This is a genomic window from Morganella psychrotolerans, from assembly GCF_001676055.1.
Lineage (GTDB): Bacteria > Pseudomonadota > Gammaproteobacteria > Enterobacterales > Enterobacteriaceae > Morganella > Morganella psychrotolerans_B.
In genome coordinates this window covers 138,417-160,273 of the sequence record NZ_LZEX01000002.1, presented here as the reverse complement: position 1 = coordinate 160,273, position 21,857 = coordinate 138,417, and the positions used below count along the sequence as shown (strand labels likewise).

Annotated in this window: 17 protein-coding genes and 3 pseudogenes; 8 read left to right on the top strand and 12 right to left on the bottom strand. The window is 51.0% G+C overall.

Annotation, left to right across the window (positions count from 1 at the left end):
• Positions 1–119 precede the first annotated feature (119 nt).
• The 5 genes and pseudogenes from AYY17_RS04170 to AYY17_RS04155 all read left to right on the top strand — a co-directional run bounded on the left by AYY17_RS04170 (position 120) and on the right by AYY17_RS04155 (position 9,080).
• On the top strand, positions 120–1,787 hold the full coding sequence (locus tag AYY17_RS04170; RefSeq protein ID WP_067421550.1) for a ShlB/FhaC/HecB family hemolysin secretion/activation protein: 1,668 nt from the start codon (positions 120–122) through the stop codon (positions 1,785–1,787).
• Positions 1,788–1,823: 36 nt separating this feature from the next.
• Positions 1,824–2,911, top strand: a pseudogene (locus AYY17_RS22685) (filamentous hemagglutinin N-terminal domain-containing protein); the annotation flags it as partial.
• 69 nt (positions 2,912–2,980) lie between these two features.
• Entirely contained in the window at positions 2,981–6,463 is a 3,483-nt protein-coding gene (locus AYY17_RS04165) for a hemagglutinin repeat-containing protein (RefSeq protein WP_412779006.1), read from the top strand.
• Positions 6,464–6,705: 242 nt separating this feature from the next.
• Positions 6,706–7,347 (top strand): hypothetical protein, encoded by a 642-nt coding sequence (locus tag AYY17_RS04160; RefSeq protein WP_067421549.1) that lies wholly within the window; start codon positions 6,706–6,708, stop codon positions 7,345–7,347.
• A 248-nt stretch (positions 7,348–7,595) separates the two neighbouring features.
• Entirely contained in the window at positions 7,596–9,080 is a 1,485-nt protein-coding gene (locus AYY17_RS04155) for a C69 family dipeptidase (RefSeq protein WP_067421548.1), read from the top strand.
• 247 nt (positions 9,081–9,327) lie between these two features.
• Here the strand turns inward: AYY17_RS04155 and AYY17_RS04150 are convergent, their stop codons facing one another.
• The 7 genes from AYY17_RS04150 to tesA all read right to left on the bottom strand — a co-directional run bounded on the left by AYY17_RS04150 (position 9,328) and on the right by tesA (position 13,902).
• A complete protein-coding gene (locus tag AYY17_RS04150) occupies positions 9,328–9,618 on the bottom strand; it encodes a type II toxin-antitoxin system RelE family toxin (RefSeq protein WP_067421547.1) in 291 nt (96 codons plus the stop codon).
• Positions 9,608–9,862: a type II toxin-antitoxin system RelB/DinJ family antitoxin gene (locus AYY17_RS04145; RefSeq protein ID WP_067421545.1), complete on the bottom strand. Its 255-nt coding sequence runs from the start codon at positions 9,860–9,862 to the stop codon at positions 9,608–9,610. Before AYY17_RS04145 ends, AYY17_RS04150 begins: the two co-directional genes overlap by 11 nt.
• Before the next feature lie 129 nt (positions 9,863–9,991).
• Positions 9,992–10,444, bottom strand: a complete 453-nt coding sequence (locus tag AYY17_RS04140; RefSeq protein WP_067421544.1) for an NfeD family protein — start codon at positions 10,442–10,444, stop codon at positions 9,992–9,994.
• Entirely contained in the window at positions 10,441–11,379 is a 939-nt protein-coding gene (locus AYY17_RS04135; RefSeq protein WP_067421542.1) for an SPFH domain-containing protein, read from the bottom strand. The genes AYY17_RS04140 and AYY17_RS04135 overlap by 4 nt, the downstream gene beginning before the upstream one ends.
• Positions 11,380–11,493: 114 nt before the next feature.
• The gene (locus tag AYY17_RS04130; protein ID WP_067421540.1) at positions 11,494–12,375 is read right to left on the bottom strand and encodes a thioredoxin family protein; all 882 of its coding nucleotides are present in this window, start codon (positions 12,373–12,375) and stop codon (positions 11,494–11,496) included.
• Positions 12,376–12,428: 53 nt separating this feature from the next.
• Positions 12,429–13,214 (bottom strand): SDR family oxidoreductase, encoded by a 786-nt coding sequence (locus AYY17_RS04125; RefSeq protein ID WP_067421538.1) that lies wholly within the window; start codon positions 13,212–13,214, stop codon positions 12,429–12,431.
• Between the two features lie 61 nt (positions 13,215–13,275).
• A complete protein-coding gene (gene tesA / locus AYY17_RS04120; protein WP_067421537.1) occupies positions 13,276–13,902 on the bottom strand; it encodes a multifunctional acyl-CoA thioesterase I/protease I/lysophospholipase L1 in 627 nt (208 codons plus the stop codon).
• On the opposite strand from tesA, the gene ybbA reads away from it, so the two are divergent.
• The 3 genes from ybbA to AYY17_RS04105 are packed head-to-tail and all read left to right on the top strand — an operon-like array spanning position 13,870 to position 17,397.
• Entirely contained in the window at positions 13,870–14,556 is a 687-nt protein-coding gene (gene ybbA / locus AYY17_RS04115; protein ID WP_067421536.1) for a putative ABC transporter ATP-binding protein YbbA, read from the top strand. The two genes, tesA and ybbA, sit on opposite strands and share 33 nt — an antisense overlap.
• Positions 14,553–16,985, top strand: coding sequence for a putative ABC transporter permease subunit YbbP (gene ybbP / locus AYY17_RS04110; RefSeq protein WP_067421534.1), 2,433 nt, complete (start codon positions 14,553–14,555; stop codon positions 16,983–16,985). Before ybbA ends, ybbP begins: the two co-directional genes overlap by 4 nt.
• 19 nt (positions 16,986–17,004) lie before the next feature.
• Positions 17,005–17,397 carry a GFA family protein gene (locus AYY17_RS04105; RefSeq protein WP_067421532.1) on the top strand — a complete coding sequence of 131 codons (393 nt, stop codon included), beginning with the start codon at positions 17,005–17,007 and terminating at the stop codon, positions 17,395–17,397.
• Here AYY17_RS04105 and AYY17_RS04100 read toward each other — a convergent pair.
• From AYY17_RS04100 to ppiB, 5 genes and pseudogenes are all read right to left on the bottom strand, one after another.
• Positions 17,382–18,647 (bottom strand): MFS transporter, encoded by a 1,266-nt coding sequence (locus AYY17_RS04100; RefSeq protein WP_067421530.1) that lies wholly within the window; start codon positions 18,645–18,647, stop codon positions 17,382–17,384. The genes AYY17_RS04105 and AYY17_RS04100 overlap by 16 nt on opposite strands.
• An 88-nt stretch (positions 18,648–18,735) precedes the next feature.
• The gene (gene purK, locus AYY17_RS04095) at positions 18,736–19,806 is read right to left on the bottom strand and encodes a 5-(carboxyamino)imidazole ribonucleotide synthase (RefSeq protein ID WP_067421528.1); all 1,071 of its coding nucleotides are present in this window, start codon (positions 19,804–19,806) and stop codon (positions 18,736–18,738) included.
• A complete protein-coding gene (gene purE, locus AYY17_RS04090; RefSeq protein ID WP_067421526.1) occupies positions 19,806–20,330 on the bottom strand; it encodes a 5-(carboxyamino)imidazole ribonucleotide mutase in 525 nt (174 codons plus the stop codon). The genes purK and purE overlap by 1 nt, the downstream gene beginning before the upstream one ends.
• Before the next feature lie 148 nt (positions 20,331–20,478).
• Positions 20,479–21,202: pseudogene (locus AYY17_RS04085) on the bottom strand (UDP-2,3-diacylglucosamine diphosphatase).
• A 2-nt stretch (positions 21,203–21,204) separates the two neighbouring features.
• Positions 21,205–21,698, bottom strand: a pseudogene (gene ppiB / locus AYY17_RS04080) (peptidylprolyl isomerase B).
• Positions 21,699–21,857 lie beyond the last annotated feature (159 nt).

The window sequence follows — 21,857 nt, the reverse complement described above, 5'->3', positions numbered from 1 at the left end:
TACTTCTGCCGATAACTAATAAAACCCCGGTGTTTTTTACGATCCGGTGCCACGCCGGATGACACGGGGTTCTCTGCCCGGAACGGGCGGTGAATACAGTGCGGGATAAGTAAGCTGAATTGACTAAATTACCGGTGTTGCTGATATTACTTTGTCAGGCCGCTATTGCTGCCCCTTTTCCTTCCGTGCCTGACAATCCGGGCGTTGATGCCTCGCGCCGCGCATTGCAGGACACCACGCATCAGGTCAATGACCTGCTGGAACAGCAGGCTTATCAGCAACTTAATAAATCTCAGAATACCAAACCGGCGGCGGAGTCTGTTCTGCAATTAACCGCAAATGATCACTGTCTGCCGGTGACCGGTGTGTATCTTTCCGGGGTAGCGTTGTTATCACAGGCTGATCTCTCTTCGCTCTCCCCCTTGCCCGCACAGTGTATCCGCAGCCGGGATATTAATATCCTGGTTGCAGAGCTGATGGAGCGTTACCTGGCAAAAGGTTATATCACTGCGCGGATCCGGTTTTTGCCGGTCAATACGTACCAGGAAATCGGGATCGGCGTAACCGAGGGCATTATTGAGCGGATCGACGGCGCAGACGGCGGGGTCAATACCGCGATGCTGTTTCCGTCACTGACCGGAAAACCGCTGAAAATAACCGAACTGGAGCAGGGGCTGGATCAGGCAAACCGCCTGCGATCCAATCATGTCACGATGGATATTCTTCCCGGGGAGCTGCCGGGCGGCTCGGTTGTGTCTCTGAATAATCAGCGCGGCACACCTTTGTCTCTCGCTCTTACGGCGGATAACTACGGGCAGAAAAGTACCGGGCGGCGTCAGGTGCGCGCCACAGCATCAGCAGACAGTCCGGCTGGGTTATCTGACTTTCTCAGTCTGAACGGCTCAACCACGACAGATGACCGGAAAAACCGCTACAGCCGCTCCGGGATGCTGTTCTATTCCGTTCCTTACGGCGCACTGACCGTCAGCACTTACGCCAGTCTGTCCGGTTACCGCATAGATCAGGCGCTGCGTTATAACCGGGTTATTTTAAACGGAGACAGCGCGCAGGCTGCGCTGCGGGCAGATTATGCCATTTTCCGCAACCAGACCCGGATCGACTCCCTGATGGCGCAAATCACATACAAACGCAGCCGCAATTATATCAACGACACACTGATTGGCGTCAGCAGCCCGTCCCTGAGCATTGCGGAAGCCGGTTACACCGGGCTGCTTATGGTGCCGGGCGGTGTTATCAGTACCACGATTTCGGCGGAGAAAGGCACGACACTGTTCGGTGCCGATACCCGGCAAACCTTGCCGGGGTCTGATCCGCAATATACCAAAGGTAAATTTTCGCTCAATTATATTCAGGGCTTTTCGCTGTCGGGTGATGTGTACCTGCTCAGTAGCAATCTGACCGGTCAGTACACTCAGGACAACCTTCCGGGTGTGGAGTGGCTGACACTGTCAGGCAGCAATGCTGTCAGGGGTTTTGGCGACGGCTCGTTATCGGCGGATAAAGGGTGGTACTGGCAAAATACCCTTTCCCGCCGTTTTGTCCGGCAGGGCGTCGCTGTGACGCCGCGTGCCGGTGTGGACTACGGACGGGTGATGGCTCAGACCGGACATGCGGGATGGCAATCTGCCACCGGGATTGCGGCGGGTATCAATTTCAGTTACGGCGGAGCGCTGCTGGATGCGCAAATCAGCCGCGCCCGCACAACTGCCGCCGCAATCCCTGCGCAGGATACGTTATTTTCCCTGCGTCTCGGATATCAGTTCTGATCACATTCGTCTGTCGTTGGATGGTAAGGAAATAATATGAAAAAAGAACGATTTAAGCTCTCTTCTTCCGGAAAAGTCGCCGCGTGGATGGCGCTGGCGTTTGTCACCTTTAACAGTGCTGCTGTGGGTATTGTGGCGGATACAGGTCTGAACGGACCCGGTGTTTCTCAGGTAAACGGGACAGACATTATTAATATTGTGGCACCGAATAATAACGGACTGTCACATAACCAATATCGTGATTTTAATGTGGATAATCAGGGTGCGGTCTTTAATAACGCCCTGAACGGCGGGCAATCACAACTCGCCGGACGCCTGGAGGCAAACAATCACCTGAACGGGCAGGCGGCCGGGGTTATCCTCAATGAAGTGATCAGTCGCAATCCGTCACTGCTGCTGGGGCAGCAGGAAGTGTCGGTATGGCAGCGGATCTGATCCTCGCGAACCCTAACGGGATCAGTTGTCAGGGCTGCGGATTTATCAATACCAATAATGCGGCGCTGGTGGTCGGTAATCCGTTGATTGAAAACGGGATGCTAAATGCCTACAGCACGCTGGATAATTATAATCAGCTGACTATCGGCAACAAAGGGATCGCCACCGGGCGGGTGCTGGATCTGGTTGCGCCCGCGATTAATGCCGATGGTGCGATCCGTGCCGGTACACTGAATGCGATCACCGGTAACAATATTGTCTCCGCCGATATGCAGACGATCACCGCCGGGAAAAATGCCGTACCGCTGGACAGTTACTATCTGGGTGGTATGCAGGCAGGACGTATTCGTCTGGTGAATACCGCGCAGGGCAGTGGTGTGAAACTCTCCGGAACCATTGAAGCTGTGAATGGTTTTGACGCACAGGCACAAGGCGCGCTGACACTGACCGCGGCACAGGTAACCGGCGGGGATATCAGCCTGAACGGCGGTTCGCTGCGCACAGAAGGTCAGTTGCGCCGTGACCATCACCAGACAGAAGATAAACGCAGCGGGCAGGCAGTCACAACTACCACAAACCAGGCCCGTTATACCCGCACCACACTCGACGGTAAAAATATCACCTTAGTGGCTCAGCAGGATGCACGACTGACCGGAACCGATGTGACCGGGCAGAATGTCACTATTCAGGGCGCGGATGTCACCCTTGACAGCGATCAGGTCGCGCAATCAGAAAGCCGGACGAATAATCAGTGGAAAATGTCCTGGGAGAATAATGAAACCCGTAAGGATGAGAGTGTAAACCAGCAAACCACGGCTGTCCGTGCCGCCGGTGATATCCGTATTGCCGCTAAAACCGGTGATATTGTGATGAAAGGGGCAACCGCAGACGCGGGCAATCATCTGAGCGCCGATGCAGCGGGCAGTATTCATCTTCAGGGCGTGAAAAATACCCGCACACAAACCGTGTCCGGCAATAAACGCAATGAATCGGCAAAACTGCACAGCGGCACATGGGCAGATGTGACCTCCCGTGAGCAGCTTGTCAGAACGCAGCTGAGTGCGGGCGGAAACCTCGGGCTGAATGCAGGCAGTGATATCAATGCACAGGCCGCAAAGGCACAGGCCGGGCAGGATATGATCCTGAACAGCCGCAATGACCTGCGCATTGGCACGCAAACCGCCACGCAACATGAGGGACACACCAGCAATATCACCTCCTGGGGCGGGATAGGCGGCGGGCAGCGTAAAAACACCGCCACCACAGAAGAGGCTGCGCAGGGTTCTGAATTTACCGCCGGTGGTAAACTTCTGCTTTCCGGCGGGAACGCCGTAGTGGTGACCGGCAGTAAAGTAAAAGGCACGCAGGACAGTCTGGTACAGACCGGGCGCGGCAATCTGGTGATAGAGAACGGTGCCAGCCGCACGGCACAACATATTGATAATCGTAATGGTGGTGCATTTAATATCACCAGCAGCACGCTGCGCGAAAACAGTGAAGATACCCGCATTGTGCGCAGTGAGCTGAAATCAGATGCGGATCTGCGGCTGGCGGGCAACAATGACATTACAATTGCGGGCAGCCTGATTGAAAGTGCCGGTGCGCTTCACATTGATACCCTCGGTGATATTAATGTCCGCGCGGCACAGGCAAAAAAACAGTCTGAAAAAACAGAGACTGAACTGAAAATCAGCGGCTATGCGAAGGAGCAGGAAGATAAACAGTATCGCGCCGGGCTGGATATCAGCCATACCACCGATACTGAAAAACAGGAGACGGTTCAGCATCAGGGAAGTGAACTGAAAGGCGGCAGTGTCACGGCAACCGCCGGAAAAGATATCTCACTGACCGGTTCTTCTCTGACAACGACACAAGGTGATGCTGCGCTTTCGGCAGAAAATATTCACCTGAATGCCGCTGACGACAGCGATACCCGTACTCAGCAGAAAAAGGAAACGCACGGCGGAATTTATCTCACGGGAGGAGCCGATAAAATCGGCGGCGGGCTGAGCGTGGGTCATACTGACACCCGTCAGGAACAGGAAAAACATCAGGCAGTAACATCCGGCACGCAGGTACAGGGCGATTTAACGCTGACTGCTAAAAATACCATCACCCAGGAAGGTGCGGCACACTCAGTCGGCGGGAAATATACCGAAACGGCTGATACCGTAGTGCATCAGGCTGCGCACAACAGTGATAAAACCACCGAAACTACCAAAGGCGGGGAAGGTAATCTCGGTATTTCGCTTGATTACAGCAAAGTTTCCCGTCCGCTGGTGAATGCCGGTGAAAAAGTGGCGCAAGGAAATATCGCTGCCGCTGCAGACAGCACAAGTGCGGTCGGGCTGCCGGACATCGGTGTGGATCTGAGTGGCAAAGGTGAAAACCGTCAAACCGTTACGCAGAACAGCAAAGCGGTGACCACCACGATTCAGTCCGGATCCACGCAGATTAAGGCAGGGAATAGTGTCCGCGATGAAGGTACGCAATATCGTGCAGATAACGGCGGTATTGTGATCGATACCGGCGATTATCTGTCAGCCGCAGCGGCAGATAGCCATAAAGAGTCAGCCAATGTTGCAGAAGGCTCCGGCAGCCTGCGTGTAGCAACCTCTACCGGACAGGATATTTCTGTCAGTGCAGAAGGTCGCGGACGTAACCACGCTACCTCAGAAAGCAGCAGCAATGCGGTGACAGGTTCACTCTCTGCAAAAGAGGGCATTACGATTAACGCCGGGCGCGATATCACCTTGCAGGGCGGCACATTGCGCAGTGATGAAAGCAGTGTTGCGCTGCGTGCAGGGGATAATCTGACCCTGGATCAGGCCAATGACACCCACAGCAAAACAGTTAACGGATTTGATGCCAACGCGAAGGTGAATGTTGAATCGGTTAATATGAAAAATGCGGGCGGCGGTCTTGGCGGCGGACGTGAAGTGTATAACGAAAGCGGTACAACGGCGAAAACCGGGCTTATCGATGGCAGCAAAGGGGTTGTTCTGCAGGCCGGAAATGACCTGACACTCAAAGGTGCGGATCTGAACAGTGACGGGGATATTACGGTAAAAAGCGGGCACCGGACTGATCTGAACAGTGCGGAGAGCACAAATACGGTTGCCGGTCATAAGTGGCACGCGGGTGTGCAGGGCAGTGGCGGTAATACCGACATCGGCAGCAAACTTGGCGGCGGCGGTGATTTCTCTGTCAGTAAACAGGCAGAAAATCAAACTGATCAGCGCGGCGGCAGTATCCGCAGCGGAGGAACAGTGTCTGTTTCCGCAGACGGTATGCGCGGTGATGCTCTGCATCTGAAAGGGACTCAGATTGATGCGCAAAATACCGCACTGACAGCAAGGGATGGCGGTATTGTCATTGAATCTGCTCAAAAAACCTCAGATAAAGCCAACTGGAATGCGGGTGCAAACCTGAACATCGGCACCAGCAGCAGTAAGGAAAACCCGGAAACCGGCTCACGACATAATGTCAGCGCCGGGCTGAAAGGCGGGATTGACAACGACGGGACAGTGACACAGAAAAATGCGTCTGTTGAGAGCAAAAATCTGACACTGAACAGCCGGAACGACACTCAGATCCTCGGGGGAAATGTTGCGGCGGATAATGTCAGCGGGCGTGTCGGCGGGGATCTGGTGATAGAGAGCCGGACCAATACGCAGAATGTCACAAAGATGGATGTTGATCTTTCTCTCAATAATACGAATGAGGAGAGCAGCAGCACAACGGCAAAACTGGCCAATGCCGGAACACCTGTGTATGCGGATAAAATCAAAACAAGCCTGGAAAGCGGATTGGACAGTGCCGCTGATTCTGTCAGAGACAGCGCCGGTTCCGGTGCGGGTGTTGTGGCGGATAAAGTAAAATCCGGACTGACGGCACCTGCCGGAACCAGCGGAAATATCAAAGGTGCGTTTGAAACCCGCTCAGTTGAGCAGGTGGGACAACAATCCGGACTGACCGCCCGGGAGCAGGGCACTTTGCGCACCGGCGGCAGTACGGTTCTCACCGGAGCTGCAATTGACGGCATCGCGGATGCGGCAAACGGGCGGACAGAAACCCGCTCTGTGGCGGTGAAAAACACCGGCACCCGTGTTCATGGCGAATTGCCGCTCAATGCTGGTCAGGCTATCAGTGCGGTCAAGGACGGATTGCTGAACGGGAAATCCCCGGTGGGTATTTCTGTCACGGATGAGCATGGCAGTGTGGAAAGCCGGGTGAAATAAGCCCGTCTTTGTTTTGTAAAATCAAACGGCTCTTTGCTATTCAGCAAGAGCCGTTTTTTTATATGACGGTCATTATTTATTTGTGTTAATTAAATAACTAACTGATGTATATAATTTTATTTTCTTATAAAAAGTTATAAGAAAGCATATTGTTTAAGGAAAAGTGAAATTTTTATAACAAGAGATATCAGGTGATATCTGTGTATACTGTGTTTATAAATTGTACGTAATGGGGCGCTAATATGAAGAAAGAAAAATCATCACAACAGGCCAGCGCCATAATGCCAAAACTTATTCCATCCGCCGGATTTAGCCGGAATCTGAACTTGCCATCTGAGAATAATGAACAAACAAAGCAGTTTCTGATAGCGGGTGTTCAGGATTTCATATTACCCGGATATCCGGCAGATAAAGGGTATCGTTTTGTTAAATCAATAGAAAAACATCACTACAGATTGATTACTGACGGAGATGTGCCTGAAACGGTTTACGTGGTTGAACTTCGTTTCAGAAATGACATTGTTGCCGGTAAAACAACGTGTACGCAAATCAAAGTCTGGCGTACTACAGCTGACAAACACAGATTTGCCGTGGCTGACTTACCAAGGCGTTTTTTCAGTTGGTTATTGGACACCTGTCATATTGTTATTACAGATGAAGAACAAACCGGAGATGGTCGTCGTTTTTGGGAAGTTATGATCTCCTGGGCCCTGGGAGCCGGTTTTTATGTCTATGTTTCAGATGACGGGAAGCAGGACAGACCATTATTTATTATTCACGATACGGAATCATTTTTTGAATATTGGAGTGACTTTTGTTGGGGGCATGATCCTGATATTCATACACACAGACTAATTGTTATCAGTAAAACAGAAATCAGATAACTATGTTTTTTATTTGTTTCATATTCTGCATTCCCTCTCCCGATCAATTCCCCCGCTAAAAAAAGAACCTTATTTTTTAACCAAAACAGTTATCCGTAATTAAAGTGTAATTTAGTGAATTACACCATGTTTTATGAATAAGGCAGTGATTGACTTTGTATTATGCGATCTGCGTAAAAGAAAATTCATATGGTAATGGATAACGTAAGCCGTAAGCGCAATTCATAACTCAATGGAAGGTCTTTTCTATGAAACGTAGTATTTTATCTCTGGCTGTGGGTGTTGCTCTGGTGATTACTGATGCATCAGCATGTACCACTATTTTTGTCGGGGCAGATGCCTCTTCAGATGGCGCGCAATATATTGCCCGTAATGAAGATATGAACCCGGCAAACCCGAAAGTGTTGCAGGTGAATCAGGAAAAAGTAAATAAAGAAACAGAATTTAAAACGAATTTAAATAAATTCACTTATACCCTGCCGGAAAAAGCAATGCGCTATACCACTATTCCGGAGTGGAATGATAAAGGCCAGTTCCGTTTCAGTTCTAACGGGTTTAATGACGCCGGTGTCGGGATTAGCGCCACAGAAACTATTTTTGCCAACGACGCGTCTTTAAAAATTGACCCGTATCTTGAGGATACCGGGATTATTGAAGATGCTATTCCGGATGTGGTATTACCGTATGTCTCTTCAGCAAAAGAAGGGGTAATGCGTTTAGGTAAAATCATTGAAGAAAAAGGGGCGGGTGAAGGGTTTGGTGTCGCCTTTATCGATAAAGACGGGATCTGGTATTTAGAAACCGGCAGTGGTCATCAGTGGATGGCGGCTAAAATCCCTGCGAATACCTATTATGTAACAGCAAACCAGGGTCGTCTGGAAAAATTCGATATCAATGATAAAGATAATTACCTTTCATCACCGACGCTGATTTCCTTTGCAGAAAAAAACGGATTATATGATCCGAAGAAAGACGGCGAATTTAATTTCAAGAAAGCGTATACAAAAGATAATGCGAAAAGCGACGGTTATTATAACTATCCCCGCGTATTAGTCTTACAGAAGATGTATAACCCTGAAACGAAAACTGACTTTAAAGATGTGAAATCCAATGATCTTCCTGTCTTTTTAAAACCGGCTAAAAAACTGGGTCTGGAAGATATTAAAAACGGTCTGCGTAATCATTATGAAAATGTAGGTACATCACCTTACGCAACCACCTATCCGGATACAACAAAACGCCCTATTTCTGTATTCAGAACTCAGCATTCCCATATTTTACAGGTGCGCAAAGACTTACCTAAAGAGATTGGTAATGTCCGCTATATCGCATTCGGTATGCCGACACTCTCTGTTTATGTTCCGGTCTATTACGGACCAGACAGCTATGTGGAAGCCTATACAATAGGGTCGCCGGAAACAGATAATCTTTCCGCACACTGGAAATTCCGTAAATTACAGACACTGGCAATGATCGATTTTAATAAATATTCGAAAATTGTGCAGGCGGAATACAGCAAGCAGGAAGCTCAGTTTGCCAAAGAGCAGCAGGCAATGGAAAAAGAGTATCTGAGCATCTACAAAACCGATCCGGCAAAAGCGAAACAGCTATTGCAGGATTTCCAGAACAAAGTGATGCAGGATGCGTTAAATACCACTGATAAACTGACTAATATTATTCTTCAGGATCTGACGAATTCGGTGAATGAGCGCTACCGTTTTAAAGGTGCCTAAAATACGCGTCATCCTTCGCTCTGTGGCTGTGTTGGCTTTGTTCAGCTACCCCGGTCACATACTGATGTATGCTCCCGGGGATATCTTCACTTCACCGCCTTGCCACAAAACGAATGATTTAGCGTAATATCTGAATAAGTTAGTGTGCGTCATCCTTTGCTCTGCAACTGTGTTGGCTGCATTCAGGAGATCGGGTCACTGTATTATTTGGTCAGTAAAAAAACAGCCTCTGTTTTTACAGAGGCTATTATTTTGTCCGGTTATTTGCTGATTCATATGCTTTTTTCTTTTCCCGCTTACCTACAGCAATAATCCAGATAACTATTTCATCATCGATAACCTGGTAAATTAAACGGTATCCTGACGCTCGTAATTTAATTTTGTAGCAACCCGCTAAATCACCATGTAAACGGGCAGATTCAATATAGGGATTACTTTGTAATTTAGTTAGCTTCTTTTTAAACTGTTCTTTGATTGTTTTATCTAATTTTTGCCATTCTTTCAGAGCGCGTTCATCAAAATCAATATTAAAGTTCATCAATACTCACTCTGATCCGCTTTCCCGGGGTTTTCAGGCGCTCGCGGACAACGGATAAAATATCATCATCTTCGTCGTTTTCACTGACCAGAACAGAGACTTCAGAAAAGGGGAGTTTTTTATTTTCTGCAACATAACGTAAGAACAAGCGCAGTGCATCGGATGGCGACACATTCATTTTTTCAAGCACCTGATAGGCCTCTTTTTTTAATTCATCATCAATTCTGATTTGTATTGTGCTCATGAGTACCTCGCGTAATTACGTTTGTAATGCATGTTATCGTAGTGACAACTGTAGTGCAATCATCGGATGATAAAAAAACGGCCTCTGTTTTCACAGAGGCCGTTCAGATATGACAAAGATATTGCTGCGTTACCGGTTGACGGCTCTGACGGTCAGTGTAATACCATCAACGGCGATCACTTCCACTTCTGTACCGGCAGGAAGCGGGGTGACACTGTGAATACGCCAGCTGCCGTCCGCGAGGCGGATGCGGCTGAAACCATCTTCAGTATCGGTCAGCAGGTGTGAGCGCAGACCGATAAGCTTATGGTTCATCTGATTTGGAGTGGTGTCATCAGTGCGCTGACGGCGGCGCTGCCAGTTACGCCAGAGTACTGCACACACAACCGTCATGGCGGCAAAAAGAATTCCCTGCCACTCCCAGCTCAGACCCGGCAGCATCCAGACCAGCAGCGCGACAACTAACGCAGCCACACCGCTCCACAACAAGTAACCGCCGGTTCCCAGCATCTCCAGGATCAGGAGAACGCCGCCGAAACAGAGCCAGAACCACATTGCCTGCGATGCGATCAGTTCAATCATGCAGATTTACCCTGACTGTTTTTATCTTTTGATACATTAAACATTTCTGCCACGCCGCCGATAGCACCCATCAGGTTGCTGGCTTCAAGTGGCATCATGATGACTTTGCTGTTGTCAGCAGAACCGATTTTAGCCAGTGCATCGGTATATTTCTGGGCGATAAAGTAGTTAATTGCCTGCATATCACCGCTTGAAATTGCATCAGAAACCATCTGAGTTGCGCGGGCTTCCGCTTCTGCTCCACGCTCACGGGCTTCTGCTTCCAGGAACGCTGACTGGCGCAGACCTTCAGCTTTGAGGATCTGAGACTGTTTCTCACCCTCTGCTTTCAGGATAGCCGCCTGACGAATACCTTCCGCTTCCAGGATATCAGCACGCTTGGTTCGCTCTGCTTTCATCTGGGCGTTCATCGCTGAAATCAGTTCTTTCGGCGGACGCACGTCACGGATTTCAATACGGGTGATTTTAATCCCCCACGGGTTAGTGGCTTCATCAACAATATGCAGCAGGCGGGAGTTGATAGAATCACGCTGAGACAGCATTTCATCCAGCTCCATCGAGCCAAGCACGGTACGGAAGTTGGTCATGGTCAGGTTGATGATAGCTAAATTCAGATTACTGACTTCATAAGCTGCACGAACCGGATCAACAACCTGAATAAAGCAGACTGCATCGATAGTTACGTTGGCGTTATCGCGGGAAATAACTTCCTGTGACGGAATATCAAGCACTTGTTCCATCATGTTGATTTTACGACCGATGCGATCCATAAACGGGACAATAATATGCAGACCCGGCTGCAATGTGCGGGTATAACGCCCGAAACGCTCGACAGTCCATTGAAAGCCCTGCGGAACGGTTTTGACGCCCGTTGCTACAATAATCACGGCGATTAAAATAATAATCGGGACAAAACCCAGCGAGAACAAATCCATGAGCCAAAATCCTTATCAGTAATGAGTCAGTTAATTAATTTATGCCCTTATTCATTCAAACCGCAGGTTTGTTGGCTGCATCCTGAATGACGTCGGGTAGGGTGATGTAATTAATTAGTAGAGTAATGAGTATAGCTTACGGCGATAAGATGCGGCAGTACTATCCGCCGTACCCATTGCCGCCATAATATCCATCATCGTTTTACGCACACGACCTTCCGCAGCGCCCAAATCACGTTTCAGGAAGCTGAATAACAGAGGCAGAGCTTCATCATTACGATGAACTTCATGCAGTTTCAGCGCCAGTTGTACGGCGAGTTCCGCATTTTCAGCATCAGCGGCAAATGCGGTTTGCAGTTCCTGAATCTCAGGGGTATCCGCCGCTTGTTTTTGTAATTCAATTTGAGATAAGAAGCTATGATAACGTGTATCCTGATCCTGAATCGGGACAGACTTCAATACTTTTTCAGCTTCTTCCGAAAGATTGACTTCCAGTAATGTCTGCACCAGCAGCAGCGTGATTTCACTGTTGCGCTCATCAAGCTGACGCGCTTCCCGCAGCAGCGGTAAAGCCGCCTGAAAATCGCCCGCCTCAATCAGTTCAATTGCCTGGCCTGCTTTTATTTCTGATTCATTTGGCAGGAATTTAGCTAAAAATGTACGGACAGTTTCTTCACTCTGCGGTCCTTCAAATCCGTCAGCCGGTTGCCCCTGACTGAATAAATAGGTTGTTGGTACGGCACGCAGCCCAAATTGGGATGCAATCATCTGTTCGGTATCGCAGTTCACTCTGGCAAGGATCATCATTCCGGCATATTCAGCCGCGATTTTTTCCAGAGTGGCACCCAATTCCTGACATTGCGGTGATTGCGGGGAATGAAAGAAAAAGACAACCGGCACCTGCATGGAGGCTTCAATAACCTGGCGCAGGTTGCTTTCGTTAACGTCAGTGCTGTGTGCGTTATGTGTGTTATTCGTGTTTGATAACATATTCATTCTCTTAATAAATTGGCGGACTTAAAGTTAACATCTGGGCGCTGCGCTGCATTTCAAGCGGCAGGCGGCTTTTTATTCAGTATTTTATCCATCAGCCGTTGTGGCAATAAACGTTTAAGCCACATAACAATGACAGTCAGCCCTGTTACAGGATAGCGCATTTTCGGGCGGCGGTGCTCCAGGGCATGAATAACTTTGCCGACCACATCTTCCGGTTTTCCGGTAAAAAACCGTGCAATTCCCGGATTTTTTACCGGTTTATCCTGCTGAGTTTGTGTGACATTGTCAGTAAAGCGCGTGGCTATGGGGCCCGGTTCAATCAGGCTGACACAAATACCTGTACCGGTAAGCTCCATGCGCAGCGCATCAGACCAGGCTTCCAGAGCATATTTGCTGGCGGCGTATGCGCCGCGTCCGGGTGTGGATATTAACCCCATAACCGAACTGGTCTGGATTATCCGGCCTTCCCCGGCCTGTTTCATCGCGGGCAGCAGCAGACAGGTTAACTGATGCGTGCCGAACAGATTAGCGGAAAATTGTTTTTCCAGGTCAGTGCGGCTGATAGTCTCTATCTGACCGTATAATCCGAAGCCGGCATTGTTAAATAAACCATACAAACGATTGTTTGTTAATGTCAGCACAGTCTGTGCCGCGCGGGCAACACTTTCGGGGGAGTCCAGATCCAACGCCACCGGCTCAAATCCGAGGCGGGTCATTTCGGCTAAATCAGCCGGTTTGCGGCAGGCAGCAAGGATGCGGTATCCCCGTCGTTTCAGTGTTTTAGCGGCGCACAGCCCGATTCCGCTGGAGCACCCGGTGATCAAAACAGCTTTTTGCATTTCTTTACCTGTTTAACTGCTTATATACTCTAAACAAATCATTTAGGATAGTCCGGCGACCTTAGTGTAAATAAGGCAGCAATGTTTTGTCCATCCAGTCTGTAATATAGGGCTGCGCGGTTTCATTCGGGTGTATTCCGTCATCTTGTATCCATTGTGGATTTGTCACGACAGCTTCCATATAAAACGGGATCAGCGGGATGGCATTATCTGCGGCAAGTGCCGGATAAATCGCCGAAAACCGCTCGGTGTAGCGCTTGCCGTAATTGGGCGGAATGCGGATCTGCATCAGTAACGGCTTTGCCCCGGCGGCGTTGACAGTATTAATAATAGTCTGAAGGTCGTCACGGGTTTGTGTGACCGGCAGACCGCGCAGGCCGTCATTGGCACCCAGTTCAATCAATACCCATTGCGGCTTGTGTTGTTCCAGCAGTGCGGGCAGGCGGGCAAGCCCCTGTGCTGCGGTATTGCCGCTGATACTGCCGTTTATCAGTGTGATACCGTTCCCGGCTTGTTGCCAGCGTTGCCCCAGTTGTGTCGCCCATGCCTGTTCGGCAGGCAGACGATAACCGGCACTCAGGCTGTCACCCAGAATCAGTAACGTTCCGGCGGCAAAAACATTCCCGCTGAACAGCAGCAAAAAAAGGAAACAAAGATGGCGTTGGAGCGTATTCTTGAAGTTCATCATCTTATTAAGCGCGTCGGTCAGGATGAAAATGAGATCACTATATTGCAGGGTGTTGAATTAGTTGTCGAGTCTCAGGATACACTTGCATTGGTCGGCGAGTCCGGTTCGGGGAAATCGACCCTGCTCGGGATCATCGCAGGGCTTGATGATGGCACGTCCGGCGAGGTAACTCTCCTCGGGCACTCTCTGCCGCAACTGGATGAAGAAGCGCGGGCAAAACTGCGCGCGCAGGATGTCGGGTTTGTTTTTCAGTCCTTTATGCTGATCCCCACACTGAATGCGCTGGAAAATGTTCAACTGCCTGCGTTGCTGCGCGGTGAATCAGAATCTGCCTCGCGGGAAAATGCCGTACGTCTGCTCACGCAGCTGGGTCTGGATAAGCGCCTGAAGCACATGCCTGCGCAACTCTCAGGCGGTGAACAGCAGCGTGTTGCGATTGCCCGCGCCTTTTCCACGCGCCCGAAAATTCTTTTTGCCGATGAACCAACCGGTAATCTTGATCGCCAAACCGGCGAAAAAATAGCAGATTTGCTTTTTTCCCTGAACCGTGACCACGGTACAACACTGATTTTAGTCACTCATGACCTGACCCTGGCGTCACGCTGTCAGCGGCGGTTAAAACTTGCAGACGGCAAACTGGAGGAACTGGCATGATCTGGCGCTGGTTCTGGCGGGAATGGCGCACGCCGTCTCTGCTGGTGGTCTGGCTCTCTCTGACTCTGGCTGTGGCGTGTGTGCTGGCGCTCGGGCGGGCAGGGGATCGCATTAATCAAAGTGTTAATTATCAGAGCCGTGATTATCTTGCGGGTGATCTGGTTCTGCGCGGCTCTCACCCGCCGGAAACAGCCTGGCTTGCCGCCGCACAGAAAAGCGGGCTGCATCTGAGTCAGCAGATGAGCTTTAACACCATGGTGTTTGCCAATGATGTGCCGCAACTGGTGTATGTCAAAGCCGCAGATGATGCCTATCCTCTTTACGGCGAATTAGAAACTGATCCACCGGGACTGAAACCGAAGCCCGGTGAGATTTTGATAGCGCCGCGTCTGGCAGAACTGCTTTCAGTGAAACCGGGCGATAAGCTGGAAGTCGGGGATACCGATCTGAACATAGCCGGTTTTCTGGTTCAGGAGCCGGACAGTGGGTTTAATCCGTTTCAGATGGCACCCCGCGTTCTTATTCATCTGAATGATGTGGACGCGACCGGTGCGGTACAGCCCGGCAGCCGCCTGACGTACCGTGATATGTTTGCCGGTGAACCTGATGCAGTGGCTGCGTTTCAGGAAAAATTTAAAGATGCTCTGCGCATCGATCAGCGCTGGATGACACTGGATCAGGAGGGCGGGGCGCTGGCGAAATCGATTGATCGCGCGCAGCAGTTCCTCGTACTCTCCTCTTTGCTGACACTGTTACTGGCGATTGCGGCGGTTGCTGTGGCGATGTCGCACTATTGCCGCAGTCGTCACACGTTGATCGCGGTGCTCAAAACACTCGGTGCAGGCCGTCGCGAGTTGCGCTATTGGGTTATCGGACAATGGGCGGTACTGATGGCGGCAGCAATGGTCGCCGGATCCCTGCTCGGGCTGATGTTTGATGTTGTATTGATGAGCCTGCTCGCACCGTTGTTGCCGAAAGAACTGCCCGCTCCGGGCTGGTGGCCGTGGATCTGGGCGCTGCTGACACTGCTGGCGATCACTGTGCTGGTCGGCGCGCGTCCTTACCGCCAGCTGATGCTGACACAACCGACGCGTGTGCTGCGCAATGATGTTATCGCCCCTGTCTGGCCTCTGCGCTGGTATTTACCGCTGGTAGCGGTGATTGTTGCCGGCGGGCTGGCTGTGCTGACTAACGCCTCTGTGCTGCTCTGGGCGGTGTTATCAGGAGTGGTGCTGATCGCCGCATTGCTTGCGGTGGTGGGCTACGGTGGTTTGTGGCTGCTGGCAAAAATTCCGTTCCGGCAATTAAGCCTGCAACTGGCTATCCGGCGCTTACTGCGCCAGCCGGGTCAGACGCTGGTGCAGACCGGCGCATTTGCGCTCTCTTTTATGTTGCTGGGATTGCTGGTGATGGTGCGCGGGGATCTGATCGGGCGCTGGCAGGAGCAGATGCCGCCGGACACGCCCAATTATTTCCTGGTGAATATGACTCAGGCACAAATTGAACCGGTCAATCAGTTGCTTGCGAAGCATAATGTGACACCGACAGAATATTACCCGGTTGTGCTGGCACGGTTGTCCGGCATCAACGGTGAAACTGCGCTGGCGTGGGCTGATGCACGCGATCCCGGCAACAACACTGTCCGCCGCGAACTGAGCCTCACCTGGCAGGATAAATTACCGCCGATGAATGAACTGGCGGACGGCACCTGGCCGCCGAAGCCCGGGGAAGTTTCCATTGAGATGGAAGTAGTGAAACAGCTCGGGCTGAAAGTGGGGGATACCCTGACGTTTGTCGGTGATACACAACCATTCACCGCCACGGTCAGCAGTATCCGTCAGGTGGACTGGGAAAGTATGCGTCCTAATTTCTTCTTTATCTTCAATCAGTCATCTTTGCAAAATCAGTCTGCGATGTGGCTGACCAGTTTTCATTATGAAGGTAATGACGGATTAATCACGGCAATGAATCGTCAGTATCCGTCCATTAGTATTTTTGATACCGGCGCGATGCTCAAACAGATCCAGACTATTTTGGCGCAGGTCAGCCGTGCGCTGGAAGCCATGGTTGTGCTGGTACTGATTTGCGGCGTTTTGCTGTTGCTGGCACAAATCCAGGTCGGAATGGCTCAACGCAGAACAGAGCTGGTTGTGTACCGCACGCTGGGAGCGGGAAAACGTCTGTTACGGCGCACTCTGTGGTGTGAATTTGCATTGCTGGGCGCGATGGCGGGCGTTGTCGCGGCTCTGGGTGCTGAAATCGCCCTGTGGCAGTTGCAGACCCGGGTGTTTGATTTTCCGTGGCAACCACAATGGCCGCTGTGGATTGCTCTGCCGCTGGTTGGCGGTTTCCTGCTCTCTCTGTGCGGCAGTATGCTGGGGATCCGCTTATTAGGCGATTCACAGCAATACCGCAGTTTGCAAAGCTAAGTTAACAAAGGCGCATCTGATGACAACAGAGATAATTACCGGTGGCTGTTTGTGCGGGCATATTCGTTACCGTGCGCAGCATCCGCGTGATCCGCATACCTGCTCTTGTACTATGTGCCGAAAACACACCGGCGCCCTGACGGCGCTGTGGGTGGAGTTTGACCGTAAAAATGTCATATGGGATGGTGAGGGCGGAATGCCGTCACTGTTCCGCTCATCAGAAAACACCTGCCGCGCATTTTGTCCGCAGTGCGGCAGTTCAGTGGGAGCGGTGGATGATGCGCCGGTTATTGCGCTGCTGGTCGGGAGTTTTGATAATCCGGGACGTGATTATTGCATTCCGGAATACCATTCTTTTACGGATGAGCTACCGGTGTGGGCAGCCCATCCGCAGGATCATGACGCAGACTGACTGCGTGCTTTCACCGGTTTGTGTTGTGGCGGATGCATAAAGAATGTGACCGCCAGAATGGCAATTACCGGCAGTGCTACCACCAGGAACGCCGGGGTGAAACTGCCGCTGTAATCTTTGATGGCACCGGCGAAGAACGGTGCGAGACAGGCAAAAGTTGAAATCAGATTTACGACAGAAAACAGTTCCAGGTAAGGTCCGCGCCCGAAATAGTTCGCCAGCAGCACACTTGAGGCGAGAAATGTCATGCCGTAGCCGATACCGACTAAAATCGTAAACAGAATCAGCAGCGGCCAGCTTGTGGCGATGCTTAATGTCAGCACACCGAGGGTAATGGTTGCCAGGCTGATAATCAGCAGTTTTTTCGGCTCCAGCCACTCGCCGATAGCACCGCCTGCCAGCCGGGAGAAGGCATTAATAAAGGCCATGGTACTCAGTAGTGTGGCAGCAATCGTCTCACTGAATCCGTTATCCGTAATATGCGGAACGGCGAAGCTGTTCACTGTAAATCCGCACCACAAAAAGGCGGTATAGGATGCGGCTATCACATAAAACTGCCATGTGCGCAGCGCCTGGCGCGCAGTCCAGCGATCACGGCTGCGGTAGATGCGGGAACTTTGTTTCTTTTGCTGCCACATGACGGCGCGGGCGTGGGTGATTTCACGGCGTCCTTCACGCAGCACTAACAGTGTGATCACCGTTATCACAGTCAGGGTCAGGGCGGCGATCAGCCAGTGAATACGCCAGGAACCGAATACATTGACTGCAAGAAAGTAGATCCAGGGACCAACCACACCGCCCAGCCCGCCGAGGGTAAAATAGAACCCGAATGCAAGAGACTGACGGCTGAACAGGCGTGAAATAACATAAGTGCCCGGCACGGTGGCCATAAAGGTAAAGCCTATCCCGAGAAAGGCGGTGCCGACGAAATAGCGCTGAATAGATTCGGTTGTATACAGGCTGTAAAACCCGGCAAGAAACAGCAGCAGCCCGGTAAACAGTGTGACCTTAACATTGGTTTTGCGGATGCAGAGAGTCGGCAGAAAACTGGATAATCCGCAGGTCAGTCCGAGCAGGGTGAAACCAAAACCGGCATCAGTCCAGCTCCAGTGCAGCTCTTTAAGCATTCCGGGCAATACCACACCTAACGAGGTAAAGGTGGTGGCAGTTGCCAGAAAATAGACTAACCCCAGCAGGGTGAGTATGGTCCACTGATAAACAGTGCCTAAGCGGCGGTCTCGCGAAAACATCCCGGCTCCGGAAAAGGCGTAAAAAACAAAATGCCCGGCTGAGAGCCGGGCAGCAGAAGAGCACTATTGTCGCCGGAAGCGGAGCAGACTACCAGCTTAATTTTGCTTTTGCCCAGCGGACAGCCGACTGATATTCCTTTGGTAATTGCTGCGCGAGCCCGTCAAGATTTGCGTTAAGCAGCGCGGGGTCAGGATGTGTCAGATTAATGTGTCCCACTTTACGCGCAGGGCGTACTTCTTTGTCATACCAGTGAATATGCGCCAGAGGCTGCGCCAGCCACTGTGTATTAAATTCAGTCCCGATAATATTGACCATGACAGCCGGGGCGCTGACTACGGGCTGCGGCAGAGGTAAATCCAGAATGGCGCGCAGATGCAGTTCAAACTGGCTGACAGATGCGCCGTTCTGTGTCCAGTGTCCGCTGTTATGCACGCGGGGCGCGAGTTCATTGATAAGTAACCCGTCACCGACGATAAAACACTCCATCGCCATCACGCCGGTATAATCCAGCTCGGCAAGAATAGCGCCCAGCATCTGCTCCGCCTGTAACTGCAACGGATGCTGACTTTCCGGATACGCGACACTCATGCGCAGAATACCGTCTTCATGAAGATTATGGGTCAGCGGGTAGAACACACAGTCGCCGTGCCGGTTACGGGCGCCGATCAGCGAAACCTCGCCGGAAAAGGCAATCCCTTTCTCAACAATACACTCACCGTAAATCTCTGCGGGCAGTGTGGTTTCATCACCGGGACGCACACGCCACTGCCCGCGTCCGTCATAACCGCCGGTGCGGCGTTTGACTATCACAAAATCCCCGAGACGGCTGAAAATACCCGGCCATTCATCCGGTGATGTCAGCGGCTGCCACGGCGAGGTGGCTAACTGTAAATCATCCATTAACTGTTTTTGCGGCAGGCGGTCAGCCAGACGCGGAAAAATATCCCGGTTAATAAAGGCGGGGTGCTGCTCCAGCACTTTTGTCAGCGCTGTTTGTGGCCAGCGCTCGATTTCGGCGGTGATCACACTGTGCTGATACGGCACAGCTTCCGGCTCGGCATCCAATCCCACCGGATAAACCGCAATACCCAGCGGTTCACCCGCCTGGCGCAGCATACGCCCCAGCTGTCCGTTTCCCAGAACACAAACCGGCGTCATCAGCAGATCTCCCGCGGATCAGGATGGCTGAGAACCTCTTCAGTCTGCGCCGCGCGCCAGTCAGTCAGGCGGGTCAGCAGCGCGGCATCATGCAGTGCCAGAATTTGTGCGGCGAGCAGAGCGGCGTTTCCGGCACCGGCTTTGCCGATAGCCAGGGTGCCGACCGGGATCCCTTTCGGCATCTGAACAATTGAATAGAGACTGTCTACACCGCTGAGAGCGGCACTCTGAACCGGCACACCCAGCACAGGAACCAGCGTTTTTGCTGCCAGCATGCCCGGCAGATGTGCGGCACCACCGGCACCGGCAATAATCACATCAAAGCCGTTTTGTTTAGCGCTTTCAGCAAAGGAAAACAGTTTGTCAGGTGTGCGGTGCGCGGACACAATCTCCACATGATAGGGCAGTTGCAGGCTGTCGAGGATTTCTGCGGCGTGCTCCATGGTGCTCCAGTCACTTTTGGATCCCATTACAATGGCAATTTTAGCGGCTGGTGAGTGTTGCTGTGAAGAAGTGGCATTCATGTTTTCAGTGCTCCTGTACATCCCGCGTCACAAAGATTGGCTGGCTTCCGGCGTATTGGCCGGTTAAGAAGACGGGCATAATATCACGGTAAATCGCAGAGGAAAACGTTTGCGTCAGTGATTTAATGCAATTTCAGGCGGTAATGTATCAGAACGGGAAGAAGATCAGCGAGATGTCGTCCGGGGTAATTTTAAATGCAGAGCCCTGAGAATGCCAGGCACCGAGAACGCCACGCAAGTGCGTTTCTCCGTCAATACGGATGTCATGAACTGCCGGGCGGTGAGTATGTCCGTGGATAATCCATTGCGTTTTGTATTGACGGAAGGTGTCAATTACCGCGTTCTGATTCACATCCATTATTGCCTGCGTTTTCTGCTGATTAGCAGATTGACTGCCCGCGCGCATTTTTTTTGCGATTTTCAGCCGTACTGACAGCGGCAGCCACAAAAACAGGCGCTGGATCCATTTCGTATGAACGCGTTTGCGGTAGTGCTGATAATCAGTGTCATCGGTACAGAGTGTATCGCCGTGCAGGATAAGAATACGCTGACCTTCGGCTTCAATTATCTGCGTTTGCGGCAGTAACGTCATACCACACTGTTTTGCGTAACGCGCACCCAGCAAGAAATCACGGTTGCCGTGAATAAAAAAAAATCTTCACACCGCGCTCACTGAGCGCTTTCAGTGCATCAGCAACGGTTTTATGCAGCGGGGCGGGGTCATCATCACCAATCCAGTAATCAAAAAAATCACCCAGAATATAGAGCTGTGATGCGTGAACGGCCTGCTCTTGTATGAAACGAAGGAAGCCGGCGGTGATCGCCGGCTCCTGCTCGTTTAAATGCAAATCTGCAATAACAAGCGTGGTCATGCTTATTCGGAAACAGTTACGCTTTCGATGATGACATCTTCACGCGGAACGTCCTGGTGCATACCGCTGTTACCGGTTTTAACCACTTTGATTTTATTAACAACATCCATGCCTTCAACGACTTCTGCGAATACACAGTAGCCCCAGCCGCTTGGTGTTTTTGAACGGAAGTCAGGTAATCGTTATCTGCCACATTAATGAAAAACTGTGCAGTTGCTGAATGCGGGTCACCGGTACGGGCCATTGCCAGGGTACCCGTGGTGTTTTTCAGACCGTTGTCTGCTTCGTTATCAATGTGAGCCAGTGTTGGCTTCTGCTTCAGACCCGGTTCAAAACCGCCGCCCTGGATCATGAAATCATTAATTACACGATGAAAAATAGTGTTGTTGTAGAAACCATCAGTGCAATAGGCGAGGAAGTTTTCGACCGTTTTTGGTGCTTCTTCCGCGAACGTTTTAATGACGATGTCACCATGATTTGTATGAAAAGTTACCATAATAAGTTCCTGCTAATATTTTAAAGGCGATTATAGGCCGTTTTTATCTCACGGAGGTGTTATATCACACTCACAAATGATCGTCAGTATTTGTTATAATCAACGGGTTTTGCAGGGTCTTTCTTGCATTTACAGGGTATTCGCGTTTCAATAACCTTT